This is a genomic window from Alteromonas sp. ISO5 (assembly GCF_058105165.1).
On the sequence record NZ_CM176572.1, the window covers coordinates 1923632 to 1939036 of the forward strand.

The window sequence follows — 15405 nt, forward strand, 5'->3', positions numbered from 1 at the left end:
AACAGAGTTTGATTTAGCTAGGTTTTTCTTGCTAAATCAATAAAATAAGAGAATTAACATATGAAAAAAATAATTGGCTCCCTATTTGTGATTCCACTCATAATGGCTTCGTCTTCTACTGTTTATGCAAGCTCTAAACAAGAAGGTGACAGCACTCTAACGGGGATGGCTCGCTGCGAAGCGTTTGCCAACTTAACGTCACAACACTATGACGATCTTGAAATTACTGATACGCAGTATATTCACTCAGCAGAGTTAGTCGATGCGAAAAAAAACAGATTGACTCCCGGGCAAATAGCAGCATTTAAGCCTTATTGTAAGTTAACCGGTTATTTTGAAAAACGTATTGGGGTTGATGACCAACCCTATGCTATTGGCTTTGGGTTATCGCTACCCGATGATTGGAACGGGAAATTTCTATTCCAGGGTGGAGGCGGCTTAAACGGTGTTATTCATGACCCATTAGGCTCGCTAGCAGCAGGTAGTGTGCCTGCATTATTCAGAGGCTATGCGGTAGCAACCTCGGATGGTGGTCATCAAAGTGACACCGTATTCAACCCTTATTTTTTTGCTGATCAAAAAGCACTGCTTGATTTTTATTCGGCCGCGGTTGAGAAATCAACCCATGTCGCCTTAGAGCTAGTAGAGAAAGTCTATCACCAGGATCCTGACCAAGCCTATTTTGTTGGTTGTTCAACTGGTGGGCGGGAAGCCATGACCATGTCGCAACGGGCGCCTGAATTGTTTGATGGCATTATTGTGGGCGCGCCTGCCAGACAAACAAACTTCTCGGAGCTTGCCAATCTGTGGTCAGCTAAACGGTTAAGGCAAGTTAGTCGTGATAACGATGGAACACCTTTTTCAGCAACTCAACAACACGCCATTGTCAAAGAAGTATTAGCTCAATGCGATGCTAACGATGGACTGGCTGACGGTTTGATCTTTGATGTTGAAGGTTGTGATTTTAAAGCAGAAAACCTGATGTGCAAAAATGACGCTTCAACGGGTGCCTGCTTGAGTCAGCAGCAAATCACAGCACTAAAAGATGCCTTTGCCGGGCCACGCACACCTGATGGTCAACAGGTTTATCCTGGTTTCTACTTTGATACCGGGATAGTAGCAACGGGAGAGCATTCTATTCCTGGTTTGTTGCAGGCTAAGTCAGGGCCGCTGCTAAGTGTTTATATGGATGAAGATTTTGATATGCAAAAACAAGTTAATATTGCGAAAAACTTCCCGCTTGCCCCCGGCAATGCGGTAATTACCAATTTAACTACGTTTGCCCAGCATGGTGGTAAAATCATGTTCTTCCACGGCGTAAGTGATCCTTGGTTTTCTGCCAAAGATACCTTTCAATATTTTCAGGCAATGCAGGCTACTAGTGGCGGTTCTGTGAAAGCGGACAAATGGTCACAGTTTTATTTTGTACCAGGGATGGGACATTGTGGCGGTGGAGAGCAAGCCCTCGATAAATTTGATATGTTAAGCGAGCTGGATAACTGGGTCGTCGATCAACAACGACCGACTTCTGTGACTGCTAACGGTGAATCTATGCCTGGGATCAGCCGTCCATTGTGCCCACATCCGAAAGTGCCAATGTATGATGGCCAGGGGAATACACAAAGTGCCAGTTCATTTACATGCAAAGTACCTGATGAAGCTGTAAACTAGCCATATTGTGATAACTAATTATGATGGTCGCTGCCAATGGCTTTATTGAGGAATCAATATGCAAACTAAAGGTGAAACAGGCAATGGCACTGCCTGTAATCACTATGTAAGTGCTTTGTATCATCAAGCAGTGCACATTGGATTAGATATCGACAGCTTGTTAGAAAAAACTAACATAAGCAAAAATATGATAGACAAACCCAATATCCGCATCAGGACTGAGGATTTGTCGGCGTTACAGAAAGCGTGTTGGGATGAGTCGAAGTCAGAAAGTATGGGCCTGAAGACAGTAAAACTGGAACAAGGCACCTACTATATGATGGGTAAACTGACAATCAATCAACCCACTTTGCAAAAGGCGCTTCAGTTGGGCGCAAAGTTTTATAATCTGGTAACGGGGTTTGAGTTTATCTCTCTTGATATAGGAGCAGAGACCTGCGTAATCTCCTTCAATCGGGTAACACCGGAAGACGATTATGGTCATCTGTTTGCAGAGATGTGTCTGCTTGCATGGCATAGATACGCATCATGGCTGATTGCGGACGCCATCCCCTTATTTGAAACACGGTTTAATTATCCTAGTCCCAAACATGCTGGGGAATACAGTTATCTATTCCCTGGCATGCATAAGTTTAATTGTAGTTCCTTAAGTCTGGTGTTCCCCTCTCAATATTTATCTCGCCCTGTAAAACAGAGTGAGGCACTACTTAAGTCATTTATGAATAGTTGTCCGCTGGAATTATTTCGGCAATATAAAGCCGACTACAGCGTGTCAACGGAAGTAAAAAACATCCTGAAAGACCGCATTAATGATGGTTTAACTTCCATTGATGATGTGGCCGCACACCTGTACATGACTAGCCGAACAGTCATGCGTAGGTTAAAGGAAGAAGGTTCGTCGTTTCAACAAATCAAAGATGTCGTTCGACGCGATAAAGCCATTAGCTTACTCACCTTGCGTTTACTTCCGATTAAAGACGTTGCAGAACGTGTAGGCTATTCTGACCCTGCTGTTTTTGCCAGAGCGTTTAAAAAATGGACGGGCTATTCGCCGCGCAAATATCGAGACAAATTTAATCACAACAATAATGATAAGTAGGCAAACTCGAGTCTTCCGCTGTTTGCAAAGTAAGTCGCGTTTTGAAGTGCTGCTGCCGTTTAAATCTGGATTAGACGTTGTTTTATTCGATTTTTCACTACTTTCTGCTGCCCTTTGGAGGCCGCGAGTCGATCATTTTTATGCATTCAGATAGTGTATAGCGGGCCAGTTGCTGTGCAATATCATGCGATGCAAAACTGATTGCCAGTACGTCAATACCATCCGCTCAATCAATCAGGGCGCGATAGGCATATACAGCAAAAATATTTGTCAGTATTTGTCTGCTATTTCGTCACACTTTGCCATTAACGTTTGGTGTACATAAAGTTAACATTAATGTATGAAGGTTTGCGTGCTTGTCGCCGTAAACAAAGCCCGCTAGGGCGGAATTAATCGAGTGTTGATGGTTCATCATCAGAAAATCCAGATTTTAGGGATTCTATGTCAATAAGTAACGAGTTATTTGGCGCGTTGGCAAGAACAAGTGCTGCAGTGTTGATGTGTTGTTGTGCGATGTTGGCCAATGCAGAAGAAACAGGCAACAATTGGTGGTCGCCGGGCGACGACAGAGTTTTCCCAACCTTCAGTGAGTATGAAAATGCCTCGGGCCGTTTTGGCATTATTAATACTTCAGGTCCTATCGATACCAGTACTCATCCATTTTTTTCTGTCAGAGGCCCTAACGGGCGGGCCTGTGTTACCTGTCATCAGCCAAGCGATGCAATGAGTTTGTCGGTACCCACCATACAAAAACGTTGGGAGCAGACAAATGGTAAAGATCCGCTTTTTGCGGCGATAGACGGTTCTAACTGTCCAACGCTGCCTCAGGATAAACGTGAATCACATTCTCTGTTGTTAGAGAAAGGCTTAATTCGTATCGCCATGCCATGGCCTCCAAAACCGTTTAATGGAAAGGAGGTTGAGCCGGAATTTTCGATTGAAGTGGTTCGCGATCCAACCGGCTGTAATGTCGATCCTAAGTGGGGGCTTAATAGTAAGGCGCCTGCTGTATCGGTGTTCCGACGGCCGCGACCGGTGATCAATATCTCACACCTGATGGAGCTACCGCATGGCGTACCGCCCTTTAATAACTTCTTTTTTAATGATGCAATGCCTTTACCTAAGGGGCCTGATACCGGTGAAACCGTACCTCAGCAGTTAATGGCTGACGGGCGAGGGTTAACGCCACAACATCAGGCAAGAGACGCGGCTTCAACCCATTTAGAGTTGTTAGAGGAATTCAGCAAAGCACAATTGCAACAGATTGAAGAATTTGAACGTCAGATCTTTGGTGCGCAAAGTTACGATAAGGTCGCTGGTGACTTAACCAGCGAATCGTCTCCACCGGGTCTGGGCCCCAAGGCGTTAGTTATTTCACCCAAAGCACGCTTAGGTAACAACCCGCTCAATAAGAATTTCGGCGATTTCTCAATGTGGCTGAATGAAGAAGCAAATGGCGAGCAACCCTCGGAGGATGTTGTGAGTTCGTTCAAAGCTTCGGTTGCCAGAGGCGCCAACGTTTTTCGCAACGTCAGGTTTTACATCAGTGATGTTGGCATGTACAACGACAAAGGGTTAGGTAATCCGTTTAAACGTTCATGTGGTTCGGGTTGTCACAATACCTTATCAATGGGCATGGATCTGTCGCCCGGATTTATGGATTTGGGACTCAATACTTTCCCATGGCAAAACACCAGAGATGATTTGCCGCTGTTTAAGATTACCTGTCGTGAAGATGTGCGACCGCACGCTTTCCTGGGACGCGAAATCTATACTCATGATCCAGGCAGAGCACTGGTCACCGGAAAGTGCACTGACGTGGGCGCAACAATGACTCAGCAAATGCGGGGGCTAGCTGCGCGTGCACCTTACTTTGCTGGTGGGGCTTCTGCAAACTTACGTGAGCTAGTCGATTTTTACGACAGACGATTTAATATCGGTTATACCGAGCAACAGAAAGTGGACCTGGTTAACTTTATGAGGACGCTGTAATGATCATTCATAAAACGCCTTCGCTACTGCTGTTATTAGTAATGGGCTGGGGCGGAGCGATTTCATGCACAAGTCAGGCTGCTGAACAGGTCTCATTTGTTACCTGTCCGATTGCACGTGATATAGGCCCTGATAGCGATCTATGTTTTATCGCAGAGTATAACGGACAGACCTATGGTCTGCTTGACGACAATGGCTACAACCGACCGATGCTCAAGCATAAATTGTTAGTGGAAGGCGAAATAGTCGAGGGTGAAAAGGTATGCGGTGCTACGCGAATTAAGGGCGCTTTGTCTGTAATGCGTGACGAAATAAGCCCGGAGTGTAACCAAATCTTGCCCAATGATGGAACGGTTGTGGCCAAAAATAATAACCTTTTTTTAAGGATCCCCGAGCAACAACGTATTCGCGCATTCAGGTTAATGGATGAAGTCGCTGATAACCCTGAATCATCGTTGCAAGAAGCGATACTTGATCCACCTCCTTTACAGCCCGTCGAGCCACCTTTTTCGGTACAAAAAGTCGACATGCATTATCCATTTAATAGCAAAAGATCATCGGGGCCAGAATTACGTAAATTACTTTACCTGGTTCACTACTTGTCCTTTTCAGGCGGGCATATCACGGTTGACAGTTATCAGGGAGCGACTCTGCTGGATAACGGAACTGAGATGGTAGAAAAAGAGGGTATGGCGAAGGAGCGGGCGGATATGTTTAAAGAATTACTTTCCGAGCTGGGCGTTGAAGAGGCGAATTTCACTATCCAGATACACACCGATCCTGCTCAAGCTACTGGTATAGGAGACTGGAAGAACCGCAGACTCAGTGTGGTGCTGCATCCAGAACGTTAATTCAGTCGCCCCTCCCATTGAATCAATATGGAAAGAATACACTTAACAATTATTACTCGCTGTCAGAATATGTCAGGTTTTTAGTCATCATATGCCATTAACCTTTTTTGTACACCGGTTTAACATTTTGCGCAATACTACCCGCCTGTAAAATACGCTGGGAACTCATTTAATCTGCGCATGATATGTAGTTTGAATTACAGTACCCGTTATAAGGAGTAAGTTATGCATAATGTTTCAAAGAGCTTGGCTGCATTTATTTTTCTGCTGGGCACTTCGGCCTGTCAGGCTCAGGTAAGCGAGCCATTGCATCCAGTATCATTTACCGGTGGAACCGGCCCCTATCCCGCTACCGCAGCCACCGTTAAAACTATGCCACAGAATACACTCTTTTTGCCGAAAGAAATGTCGGGTGAGAAATTGCCCGTTGTACTATGGGGCAACGGAGGCTGTAAGAAAAATGCCTTAGCCTATGGTGAGTTTTTACGCGATATTGCGTCTTATGGCTATCTGGTCATTGCCGCGGGCGAGCCGATTGAAGAAGTCCCATCAGTCGTTGAACAGGCAAGAGCCAAGTTGTCGGGCGAGCAACGAACCGACAATCATCAGGTCGGTGGTCCGGATAAAACTAGCGCAGGCCAGCTTTTACAAGGTCTGGACTGGGTGAGTAAAGTCAGTCAGCAGGATGGTCATGTACTAAATGGTCAGGTTGATATTGATAAAATTGCCGTGATGGGGCATAGCTGTGGTGGCCTGCAAGCCATTGAGGTCGCCACTGATCCTCGTGTCGACACGGTGGTTATTTTTAATAGTGGAGTGATTAATGAGCCGATAACGGTTAAAAGTACTGGCTTGCCTAAGTTTGTCCAGAGTACTGCGTTAAAGGTCGGCTATGACATGCTCGAAAAAGTGACTGTCCCACTGGCCTATATTAATGGTGGACCCGCTGATATTGCCTATTTTAACGCACTGGAAGATTTTAATAAGATCGATAAAAATCCAGTGCTATTTGCCGAGAATGGTGTTGGTCACGGCGGCACGTTTCGTTATCCAAACGGCGGTGCGTATTCCAACGTGGCGCGTTATTGGCTCGACTGGCAGTTGAAAGGCAGTAAAGATGCACGCGGCTGGTTTAGTGGAAAAGAGTGTCGTTTATGCCAAGACTTTGACTGGCAAGTAAAAAGTAAAAATCTGGGGCAGTAACCGACTATGAAGAGCTTACTCACTCTAATTCTGACCTGCTGCCTATCACTTGCAGCCTGTAGCGCTAACAGACAGTCACCAGCAGTTGATGAGGAGAGGTTTTCAGCCCATGGTAGCATTGAGGGCGTACTGTCAGATGGCGCATTTTGGCGGGCTAAAGTGCCAGAGAAATGGAACGGTACGGTATTACTTTACTCTCGCGGTTACGCCGGTAAATTGCATTCACCCAGCTTAGCCCCGGGTAATAGCGAAGCTAAGCTACTTGAGGATGGATATGCTCTACTCGCATCGTCTTACTCTCAGGCCGGGTGGTCTGTAAAACAGGCAATTCCCAGTCAGTTATTGGCGCTCGAGGCCTTTACTCATCATTTTACTAAGCCAAATAAGGTTATTGCCTGGGGATCATCGATGGGAGGTATGGTAACCGCTGCATTGGCAGAACGTCACAGTGACAAACTAGACGGTGCAATTACACTTTGTGCCTCCGCCGCTGGCGCTATACCAATGATGAATATGGCGTTTGACGGGGCGTTTTCCCTTACCACGTTGATAACACCGGAAGACCATTTATCACCGGTGGGGCGTGGCAATAATTTTGATGCAGTCAAGGCGATAATGGCCAAGGTCGAAAAAGCCAGAGAAACGCCGCTTGGCCGGGCTCGTGTGGCGTTGGCGGGTGTTTTAGGAGGCATTCCCGCCTGGACTGATAAAGGTTCGCCGCAACCTGATGAGCAGGATTATCTTACGCAGGAAGCACAGATTGCCAAAGCCATTGCCAGGGGATTGTTTCTACCAAGGGGTGATCAGGAACGACGGGCAGGAGGTGTTTTTTCAGGAAATACCGATGTTGACTACAAAAAATTACTTGCCGTCAGCGGCAGGAAAGATTTTGTCGCAGCAATGTACCGTTTGGCTAATGCGTCTTTAGAAGACGATTTGGCAACCTTAAATCGGCAATCGAGAGTCCACACAAACAGTGATGCAGTGCAGTATATGCGTAAAAACTTTACGCCATCTGGTCAGGTAAAAATACCTGTTCTCAGCGCTCACACAATAGGGGATGGTATGACATCTCCGGCATTACAAGCGAGCTATACAGAATTGGTTACCCAAAAAAGCGGCAGTAAGATGGTTGCTAATGTCTGGATTGAGCGAGCCGGTCATTGCAGCGAATCGGACGATGAAAGGAGGGCGTTAGTCTCTGCTTTAGAGGTGCGGCTTGCCAGTGGGCATTGGCCTCAACTACCCGACTACTTCGAAACGCTTGATGGTGATTATAAGCACTTATTATTCACTGACTATACCCCCTTTCCAATGCCTCGGGCATGTAGTGAAAATAACTTATGCGCAGAAAACTTGTCTCGTTAATTCCAAGAGTGACATCTACTTTGTATGAGCGATATTTGTAAATTGCTGCGTAAAATATGATGTGCAAATCATGATTGTGATGTGATTAGAGATACTTAAAGGTCCTCGCGAGTTTAACTGACGTTATATAACGTTTTTATGTATTCGAAAGTGCCTACAGCGGCAGGATTTAAGCTAATTCAACAGCGTCGGCTGGATCCTGCTTTAACGCCTCAACAAGGTACTTATCTTAACTAATTTAACCCCTCTTGGTTTGTAATACCGCTGTAAATATCGTTCTTTTTTGTGATATGAAATCAGTCGAATTACGCAATAATCATTCATTAAATCAGGATTTAAAATACAGTCATTGGCTATTAATGACTGAGAGTCCTACTTATGAAAAAGCTGTTTTTGAGCTTCTGTCTGTTATTGCTACCAACTCTGGGGATGGCTGGTGATTTAGGCTACTCTGTAGACTATATCCACGGTGAGGGCGATGTTGATGGTATTAAGCTTGCCGCCCGTTATAACGCCGGGTCATTGCCTTATATCAGCGACGATATCCTGCTGTACTGGGAAGCCAGTGTGAATTTCTGGGAATACGGTGCTGAAGATAATCACGATACCGATTTTGTGCTGGCGGTCTCTCCGGTACTGGTAAAGCAGATCGGTACAATCAAACAATCCCCGTTGTTTCTGGAAGCCGGGATTGGTCTCTCGCTCATTGAAGATACTTACTTTGCAGGAAAGGATGTTAGCACTCACTATCAGTTCGAAGATCGTCTTGGCCTGATGATACCATTTGGTAAAAATAACCAGCACCATGTTGCTCTACGCTACTTTCACTACTCCAATGCTGGCTTTAAAAAGCCAAATCCAGGGCTGGATTTTATTGCTTTATCATATCAGCGGGCGTTTTAGTTCAGGGGTTAGTGGCTGATCAGACGAGCCTTAACTTCGCTCTGACTGAGAACTTTGGACTCAATCTGTTCAATGCTTTGTTGATTGCGATAGGTGAAATAAGCCAGAAAGACCGTTAAAGAAACCATGCCGATAAGGGCAAAAATACGCAGGCTGCGGGTGTTACTCATGGCGAAAATATCCTTATTTTGACAATGTCTGCTGATTAATTTATAGCCATTTTCGCTCACGATGTAAAGTCCGCCTGGGTGTGCAAATTTATCATTGGGTTTAGACCCAGGAAACTGCACATCCCCGGTTTTTCCGTTACAGCGTACAGCGGTTCACCTGCTCATTAAGCTCGGCGGCCAGTGAATCCAGTTGATCATTGACAGCTACCATTTGTCTGGCTGCATGCAGAGTATCATCGCTATTCGTGCTGATTTGCTGAACTGTACCAACCAGCAAAGCCGAGGCGGGCACGGCAATGATCAGAATAGTGATGAGCTCTTGTTTAATACTAAGGGGAGCTAAAGCGCATAGTCAGTACCTGGTAAACTTATAATTGTTAGTAAATGGGAGCACGTGGTGGCAATAAATTTCAAGGCAATTGCTGCATGCGGGGCCAGTTCGCATTGATAAAGGCAAAAGGTCGTACAAGTTGAAATTGACGCGATAATAAAATAGAGGAAGTCATTATCCTCATGTTTACATTCTTCGTGAAGTGGATGCGATAGTGATAAAAAAGGCCACAATCGTGTGGCCTTTGAGATTGGCAGTAACTATTTAGAAATGATCCGCATGGAAGCGCAGGTGGTCACCAATAAATGAAGCAATAAAGTAGTAGCTGTGATCGTAACCTTCATGCTGACGCAGGGTCAGAGGGTACTGATGAGCTTCAGCCGCATGTTGCAGGGCTTCAGGTTTAAGTTGCTCTGCCAGAAAATTATCATCCAGACCCTGATCGACCAGCATCGGTATTTGCTCTTTGCTGGCATTGAGCAGGCACACGGTGTCGTGGGCTTCCCAGGCTGACTTATCGTCTCCCAGATACGCCGAAAACGCTTTTTGGCCCCAGGGGCAATTTACCGGGTTGGTAATTGGGCTGAAAGCCGACGCAGAAGCAAACATTCCGGGGTTTTTCAGCGCGATGGACAGTGCACCGTGCCCGCCCATTGAATGCCCGGCAATGGCACGTTTATCTGAAACCGGGAAGTTTTCCTCGATGATCGCAGGCAATTCCTTAACCACGTAATCGTACATGTGATAGTGGGTTGCCCAGGGGGATTGAGTGGCGTTGACATAAAAACCTGCGCCCTTGCCTAAATCGTAGTTGTCATCGTCGGCCACATCATCTCCGCGGGGGGAGGTGTCCGGTGCCACAATGGCTATGCCTAATTCTGCCGCCATACGTTGCGCGCCAGCCTTTTGCATAAAGTTCTCGTCGGTGCAGGTGAGTCCCGATAACCAGTAAAGTACCGGAACCTTAGTGCCGTTACTGCATTGTGGTGGCAAATAAATGGCAAAACGCATAGTGCAGCGATTGACTTCGGAGCGGTGTGTATATTGCTTATGCCAGCCACCGAAGCTCTTATTACAACTGATATTTTCTATTGTCATGATCTCTTCCGATGTCCAAAGAAAAAACTACCCCGCCACCCTGATGTGGGTCATATAGCTGGTGGCGGGCGCAGTTATTAAACGTTGTAGTGAATTACGCTACGGATACTCTTGCCTTCGTGCATTAAGTCAAAGGCTTGGTTAATGTCTTCCAGCCCCATGGTATGAGTGATGAAGTCATTCAGGGCGAATTTGCCAGCCAGATAGTCTTCAACTATTCCTGGTAGTTCTGAGCGACCTTTCACTCCACCAAAAGCAGTCCCACGCCATACGCGACCGGTTACCAGTTGGAACGGACGGGTAGAGATTTCCTGACCTGCGCCAGCAACACCAATGATAACTGACTCCCCCCAGCCTTTATGGCAGCATTCCAGCGCTGAACGCATTACGTTCACGTTGCCGATACACTCAAAGGAGTAATCCACACCACCATCGGTCATTTCTACGATAACTTCCTGAATAGGTTTGTCGTAGTCTTTAGGGTTAATACAGTCAGTTGCACCGAGCTTTTTCGCCAGTTCAAATTTGGACTCATTCAGGTCGATACCAATGATACGACCTGCTTTAGCCATGGTGGCACCGATAATTGCAGACAAACCGATGCCGCCCAGGCCAAACACCGCTACGGTATCGCCTTCCTGTACTTTGGCGGTTTTGGTTACGGCACCCATACCGGTCGTTACACCGCAGCCCAGTAAGCATACTTCCTCCAGTGGTGCGGTAGGGTTCACTTTGGCCAGTGAAATTTCTGGCAATACCGTGTATTCAGAAAAAGTAGAACAACCCATGTAATGGAAAATTTCTTTACCGTTACAGGTAAAACGCGTGGTGCCATCAGGCATCAGGCCCTTCCCCTGAGTTTCACGAACTGCACTACACAGGTTGGTCTTACCCGACAGACAGAACTTACACTTACCACACTCGGCTGTGTATAACGGGATAACGTGATCGCCAACTTTTACCGAGGTCACACCTTCGCCCACAGACTCAACAATACCACCACCTTCGTGGCCCAGAATTGACGGGAATACGCCTTCAGGATCGTCACCTGATAAGGTAAACGCATCAGTATGACAAACACCTGTGGCAACAATTCTGATGCGAACTTCACCGGCTTTCGGTGGCGCAACCTGCACTTCTTCGATGCTTAAAGGTTTACCAGCTTCCCAGGCAACCGCCGCTTTACAGGTAATGACATCTGCCATATTTCAACATCCTCTTGGTTTTCTTAAGTTGATTTAGCTAATTACATTTATTGTAGACCTGATAGAATCAGTAACAATAGTCGATTTAAGTAAATAACTTTTACTATATAGTAATAATCGGGGCGTTATGGCAAATTGGGAAGGGATCAACGAGTTTGTAGCGGTAGTTGAGGCACAGAATTTTACTCTGGCTGCAAAGCGGTTGGGGCTCTCTACCGCGCAGGTTTCGCGGCAGGTGGCTAAGCTGGAAAACCGGTTGAGCACCAAACTGCTTAATCGCACCACCCGTGTCGTTGCGGTAACAGACTCGGGTGAAACGTTTTATCGTCACTGTAAACCTATCCTGGAAGAGCTTACAGCGGCAGAAAAAGTGGTTACCGATTTACAGGCAAAACCCACCGGTAAATTAAAAATGACGGCACCGGTCACTTACGGTGAACGTATTATTGCGCCGATTGTAAATGATATCTCGGCGGCTCACCCGGATCTGGAGATTCAGTTAAACCTGACCAATCAGCTGGTCGATTTAATTCACGATGGCTATGATTTAGCGATTCGCCTGGGTGAGCTGGAAGACTCTTCCTATATTGCCCGGCGCTTGTCCAGTCGGGCCTGGCATCTGGCCGCATCGCCGGCTTATCTCGAGCAGCGAGGAACGCCTCATTCATTGTCTGAGTTACCCAATCATCAGTGTATTCTGGGGACTTCTGAGAACTGGAAATTCAGCCGCAATGGTAAGCATGAAATTGTCAGGGTAAAGCCGCGTTTACGCTGCAATAGTGGTGTGGCCCTGATTGATGCCGCGCTGAAAAATCTTGGTATTATTCAGTTACCAGACTACTACATCCGGCCATATCTGGCCTCCGGTGAACTCATCGAGTTACTGCCAAACCAGCAAATTGCCCATGAGGGGATTTGGGCGGTGTATCCACCTACCCGTCATTTATCACCTAAAATTCGTATGGTTATTGATAGCCTGGTAGCTGGCATTCAAAAACCTTAATAGTAATGATTATTATTTGCAATAATGATCGGGAAGCGTTATATTAACGGCGTACGTAGTTTTAATAGTGTGTCTCTTAACTCTATTAGAAGTCTTTTAGCAGGCCCTCTTCCACTGGCCTGCTTTTTTTTTACCTGCGAAAAAGGGCCTAAAGTAGGAGATCTTCTCTACAGAAATTGGCTTAGGCTTAGTGCATCCGTGTAAGTAAACAGGTGAATTATGCGAGCAGTTGTTTTAGCGTTGGGGTTATTCGGTGCGTCCTGCGTGCAGTCGGCCCCGGCCGGTGTTGAGTTGTCAGACGATTTCCTCAGTGCGCAACCCAGGGTGCAGCTCTATATGGCCTACGCTGAATATAAAATGGCTAATTACCCGCTTGCGCATGCCATGTGGCAGCAGATAGAAGGTGCGGGTAAAGCCGAAGCTCTGTTTAATTTAGGGATCCTTTACGAGCAGGGCAAGGGCGTCGAACAAAATTTGGTTGCCGCCCGCGATTATTATTTTCAGGCCGCCGAAGCGGGCAGTCGTGCAGGGGCTTATCAGGTAGGTCTGATGGCTTTGGAACACCCTGAAATGGTGCCGCCAGACACGGCAAAACACTGGCTGATGGTCGCCGCTTTAGATGGCGACGAAGATGCCGGTCGGCTACTAAAAACGCTCACTACTGAAGAGCCTGACGAGACTGATCCCATGCTCAGCGTTAAACGATTACTCATGCGCGGCGACAATGAGCAGGCTATCGCGCAACTTATAACGCTAGGCGAGCAATCCCCCGCTAACTATGCCGCCATGACCGAACTGGCCTGGCTGTATGAAACCGGGCTGGCCGTGCCTCGCGACCTCAAAAAAGCTGCCGAACTCTTTTCTGTGGCTGCTGAGGCAGGTAATGCCAGGGCTCAGTATGCGCTGTCGGTGATGTATTCAACCGGCGCCGGTAAGCCTGTTGATGAGGAACTAAGTCTGCATTGGTTGCGCAAGTCTGCCGCCCAGAACTATAAACCAGCGGTAGCCCAGTTGGCAGCTTATGCAGCGTCACACAACTAATCAACGCCGTGAATCGCCCGATAGCAAATGCTGCGCATTTGTTAGCAAGTGTTTCTGGTGCATACCACGCTTGTCATTTGGTGTTAGGCTAGGTGGTATCAGTAGCGAGTATGGTATTTGCGATGGAAAAGCTCTTTCTTGGTATAAAAGGTCAGGTGGTTTGCCTGGATAAGGCTTCAGGCAACAAGCTCTGGGCCACCAAACTAAAATCTACTTCCGGTGTGACTAACCTGTTATTTGAAGATGACAAAGTGTTCGCCTATTCAGGTGGGCATTTATTCTGCGTCGCCGCCAAAGATGGCAAAGTGTTGTGGGAAAACAAACTTGATGGTTTTGGTTATGGTCCTTGTATTATTGCCAGCGAAAACCAAAATGCGTCTTTAATCGCCGATCAACTGCAAGCACAACAGTCATCTGCGGCCACAGCCGGCGTGATTGCGGCAACGGCTGCTTCAGGGGCTGCCAATGGCTCTGATTAACTTGTTCTGAACTGCCGAACCGTTCAGCAATACTTACGGCAATGGTGATTGATTTCACCTTAACTTGACCACTGAATTGTTAGAGTCTGTGACTTTAATAACCTACAACAAGTTAAGGAATCGCATGCTTAAAGATCGAGCTAAGCGGCTAAAATCCACGCTGGTTACTGGCCTGCTGCTGGCATTACCGGGCGCTAATGCCACAGCTGACACATTTAGTGTCGGAGGCGGTTGGCCATTTATTCTGGCGCCTACTGTTACTTTTAAACAGGGCAACAATATAGAGTACTACGCCAACTATAAGCTCGGCCTCGACGACGGTTTTACGGCTGGCGTGCAGTGGGCCGATGGGCATCATGTGTGGGGCGGTTTTATGGGGGCTGTTGGTGCACGCAAAACCGATTTACCCTGCGGTTCAGATCCTGCCAATTGCCCCGCTTTTAATATTGTCATCACCGACAGAAAAACGACCCGAGGGGTAGGCTTGTCTTATGAGTACCGTTTCTTTGGCGCAAAAGAAGGCTGGGCGTTAAGGCTGGAAGCTGGGTATGGTAAGGCCTCCGGTACTGATTCAAAGCGCATGGACGGCAATTTACAGGTTGTCTATCACTTTTAGGAGGTCGGCAGGCTGTTGAGGTAAGCCGTTGCTTCCTATACGCCGGCCTCGCAGGCCTTTGTAAGCCAGGCTACGCCGGCTGTACGATAGAGCAGTGTTGTTCTGCCCTCTATCAGTGCCACGCCATAGTGGTACTTTGCCAGTGCAGAATAGCCCGCATCATCATTGGTCATGGCGCCACGTTTGAGCAGGGCAGTGGCCTTTTTTCATCTCGGGGAACCCCAACGCCGGTGTCATAGATTTGTGCCAGCCAAATCATTGAATACACATTGTTAAAGCGTTCTATGCAGTTTTCAAAAATGGCAATGGCCGGATCGTGGTCGCCCACTTTTTCAGCGGCATAACCATAAAGGCATTTAGTCGGTTTGGTACTGG

General features: G+C 46.9%; 16 protein-coding genes. 11 read left to right on the plus strand and 5 right to left on the minus strand.

Annotated elements, in window-relative coordinates; translation table 11 throughout:
* The first annotated feature begins 60 nt into the window (after positions 1–60).
* The 7 genes from AC2T0J_RS08800 to AC2T0J_RS08830 all read left to right on the plus strand — a co-directional run bounded on the left by AC2T0J_RS08800 (position 61) and on the right by AC2T0J_RS08830 (position 9087).
* Positions 61–1671, plus strand: a complete 1611-nt coding sequence (locus AC2T0J_RS08800; protein ID WP_489809758.1) for a tannase/feruloyl esterase family alpha/beta hydrolase — start codon at positions 61–63, stop codon at positions 1669–1671.
* 58 nt (positions 1672–1729) lie between these two features.
* Positions 1730–2770: an AraC family transcriptional regulator gene (locus AC2T0J_RS08805; RefSeq protein ID WP_489809759.1), complete on the plus strand. Its 1041-nt coding sequence runs from the start codon at positions 1730–1732 to the stop codon at positions 2768–2770.
* A 441-nt stretch (positions 2771–3211) separates the two neighbouring features.
* Positions 3212–4762: a hypothetical protein gene (locus tag AC2T0J_RS08810; protein WP_489809760.1), complete on the plus strand. Its 1551-nt coding sequence runs from the start codon at positions 3212–3214 to the stop codon at positions 4760–4762.
* Complete coding sequence (locus AC2T0J_RS08815) at positions 4762–5613, plus strand: hypothetical protein (protein WP_489809761.1); 852 nt, start codon at positions 4762–4764, stop codon at positions 5611–5613. Before AC2T0J_RS08810 ends, AC2T0J_RS08815 begins: the two co-directional genes overlap by 1 nt.
* A gap of 225 nt (positions 5614–5838) precedes the next feature.
* Positions 5839–6816 (plus strand): alpha/beta hydrolase, encoded by a 978-nt coding sequence (locus AC2T0J_RS08820; RefSeq protein WP_489809762.1) that lies wholly within the window; start codon positions 5839–5841, stop codon positions 6814–6816.
* 6 nt (positions 6817–6822) lie between these two features.
* Positions 6823–8184: a DUF6351 family protein gene (locus AC2T0J_RS08825; protein WP_489809763.1), complete on the plus strand. Its 1362-nt coding sequence runs from the start codon at positions 6823–6825 to the stop codon at positions 8182–8184.
* Between the two features lie 378 nt (positions 8185–8562).
* Positions 8563–9087 carry an acyloxyacyl hydrolase gene (locus AC2T0J_RS08830; RefSeq protein WP_489809764.1) on the plus strand — a complete coding sequence of 175 codons (525 nt, stop codon included), beginning with the start codon at positions 8563–8565 and terminating at the stop codon, positions 9085–9087.
* Positions 9088–9095: 8 nt separating this feature from the next.
* Here the strand turns inward: AC2T0J_RS08830 and AC2T0J_RS08835 are convergent, their stop codons facing one another.
* The 4 genes from AC2T0J_RS08835 to AC2T0J_RS08850 all read right to left on the minus strand — a co-directional run bounded on the left by AC2T0J_RS08835 (position 9096) and on the right by AC2T0J_RS08850 (position 11891).
* Positions 9096–9257: a hypothetical protein gene (locus tag AC2T0J_RS08835; protein ID WP_489809765.1), complete on the minus strand. Its 162-nt coding sequence runs from the start codon at positions 9255–9257 to the stop codon at positions 9096–9098.
* A gap of 136 nt (positions 9258–9393) precedes the next feature.
* Positions 9394–9549, minus strand: a complete 156-nt coding sequence (locus tag AC2T0J_RS08840; RefSeq protein ID WP_489809766.1) for a hypothetical protein — start codon at positions 9547–9549, stop codon at positions 9394–9396.
* Positions 9550–9852: 303 nt separating this feature from the next.
* Positions 9853–10686 (minus strand): S-formylglutathione hydrolase, encoded by an 834-nt coding sequence (fghA, locus tag AC2T0J_RS08845; RefSeq protein ID WP_489809767.1) that lies wholly within the window; start codon positions 10684–10686, stop codon positions 9853–9855.
* A 77-nt stretch (positions 10687–10763) separates the two neighbouring features.
* Positions 10764–11891, minus strand: coding sequence for an S-(hydroxymethyl)glutathione dehydrogenase/class III alcohol dehydrogenase (locus AC2T0J_RS08850; RefSeq protein WP_489809768.1), 1128 nt, complete (start codon positions 11889–11891; stop codon positions 10764–10766).
* 127 nt (positions 11892–12018) lie between these two features.
* On the opposite strand from AC2T0J_RS08850, the gene AC2T0J_RS08855 reads away from it, so the two are divergent.
* The 4 genes from AC2T0J_RS08855 to AC2T0J_RS08870 all read left to right on the plus strand — a co-directional run bounded on the left by AC2T0J_RS08855 (position 12019) and on the right by AC2T0J_RS08870 (position 15030).
* On the plus strand, positions 12019–12894 hold the full coding sequence (locus AC2T0J_RS08855) for a LysR family transcriptional regulator (RefSeq protein ID WP_489809769.1): 876 nt from the start codon (positions 12019–12021) through the stop codon (positions 12892–12894).
* Between the two features lie 219 nt (positions 12895–13113).
* Positions 13114–13935, plus strand: coding sequence for a tetratricopeptide repeat protein (locus tag AC2T0J_RS08860; protein WP_489809770.1), 822 nt, complete (start codon positions 13114–13116; stop codon positions 13933–13935).
* A 122-nt stretch (positions 13936–14057) separates the two neighbouring features.
* Positions 14058–14414 carry an outer membrane protein assembly factor BamB family protein gene (locus tag AC2T0J_RS08865; RefSeq protein ID WP_489809771.1) on the plus strand — a complete coding sequence of 119 codons (357 nt, stop codon included), beginning with the start codon at positions 14058–14060 and terminating at the stop codon, positions 14412–14414.
* 124 nt (positions 14415–14538) lie between these two features.
* Positions 14539–15030, plus strand: coding sequence for a hypothetical protein (locus tag AC2T0J_RS08870; RefSeq protein ID WP_489809772.1), 492 nt, complete (start codon positions 14539–14541; stop codon positions 15028–15030).
* 35 nt (positions 15031–15065) lie between these two features.
* Here the strand turns inward: AC2T0J_RS08870 and AC2T0J_RS08875 are convergent, their stop codons facing one another.
* Entirely contained in the window at positions 15066–15203 is a 138-nt protein-coding gene (locus AC2T0J_RS08875; protein WP_489809773.1) for a hypothetical protein, read from the minus strand.
* Positions 15204–15405: the final 202 nt, after the last annotated feature.

Excerpts from the sequence above, each read along its gene's own strand:
- AC2T0J_RS08800 (WP_489809758.1), top strand. The coding sequence starts at position 61 with ATGAAAAAAATAATTGGCTCCCTATTTGTGATTCCACTCATAATGGCT.
- AC2T0J_RS08805 (WP_489809759.1), top strand. The coding sequence starts at position 1,730 with ATGCAAACTAAAGGTGAAACAGGCAATGGCACTGCCTGTAATCACTAT.
- AC2T0J_RS08810 (WP_489809760.1), top strand. The coding sequence starts at position 3,212 with ATGTCAATAAGTAACGAGTTATTTGGCGCGTTGGCAAGAACAAGTGCT.
- AC2T0J_RS08815 (WP_489809761.1), top strand. The coding sequence starts at position 4,762 with ATGATCATTCATAAAACGCCTTCGCTACTGCTGTTATTAGTAATGGGC.
- AC2T0J_RS08820 (WP_489809762.1), top strand. The coding sequence starts at position 5,839 with ATGCATAATGTTTCAAAGAGCTTGGCTGCATTTATTTTTCTGCTGGGC.
- AC2T0J_RS08825 (WP_489809763.1), top strand. The coding sequence starts at position 6,823 with ATGAAGAGCTTACTCACTCTAATTCTGACCTGCTGCCTATCACTTGCA.
- AC2T0J_RS08830 (WP_489809764.1), top strand. The coding sequence starts at position 8,563 with ATGAAAAAGCTGTTTTTGAGCTTCTGTCTGTTATTGCTACCAACTCTG.
- AC2T0J_RS08835 (WP_489809765.1), bottom strand. The coding sequence starts at position 9,257 with ATGAGTAACACCCGCAGCCTGCGTATTTTTGCCCTTATCGGCATGGTT.
- fghA (WP_489809767.1), bottom strand. The coding sequence starts at position 10,686 with ATGACAATAGAAAATATCAGTTGTAATAAGAGCTTCGGTGGCTGGCAT.
- AC2T0J_RS08850 (WP_489809768.1), bottom strand. The coding sequence starts at position 11,891 with ATGGCAGATGTCATTACCTGTAAAGCGGCGGTTGCCTGGGAAGCTGGT.
- AC2T0J_RS08855 (WP_489809769.1), top strand. The coding sequence starts at position 12,019 with ATGGCAAATTGGGAAGGGATCAACGAGTTTGTAGCGGTAGTTGAGGCA.
- AC2T0J_RS08860 (WP_489809770.1), top strand. The coding sequence starts at position 13,114 with ATGCGAGCAGTTGTTTTAGCGTTGGGGTTATTCGGTGCGTCCTGCGTG.
- AC2T0J_RS08865 (WP_489809771.1), top strand. The coding sequence starts at position 14,058 with ATGGAAAAGCTCTTTCTTGGTATAAAAGGTCAGGTGGTTTGCCTGGAT.
- AC2T0J_RS08870 (WP_489809772.1), top strand. The coding sequence starts at position 14,539 with ATGCTTAAAGATCGAGCTAAGCGGCTAAAATCCACGCTGGTTACTGGC.
- AC2T0J_RS08875 (WP_489809773.1), bottom strand. The coding sequence starts at position 15,203 with ATGACCAATGATGATGCGGGCTATTCTGCACTGGCAAAGTACCACTAT.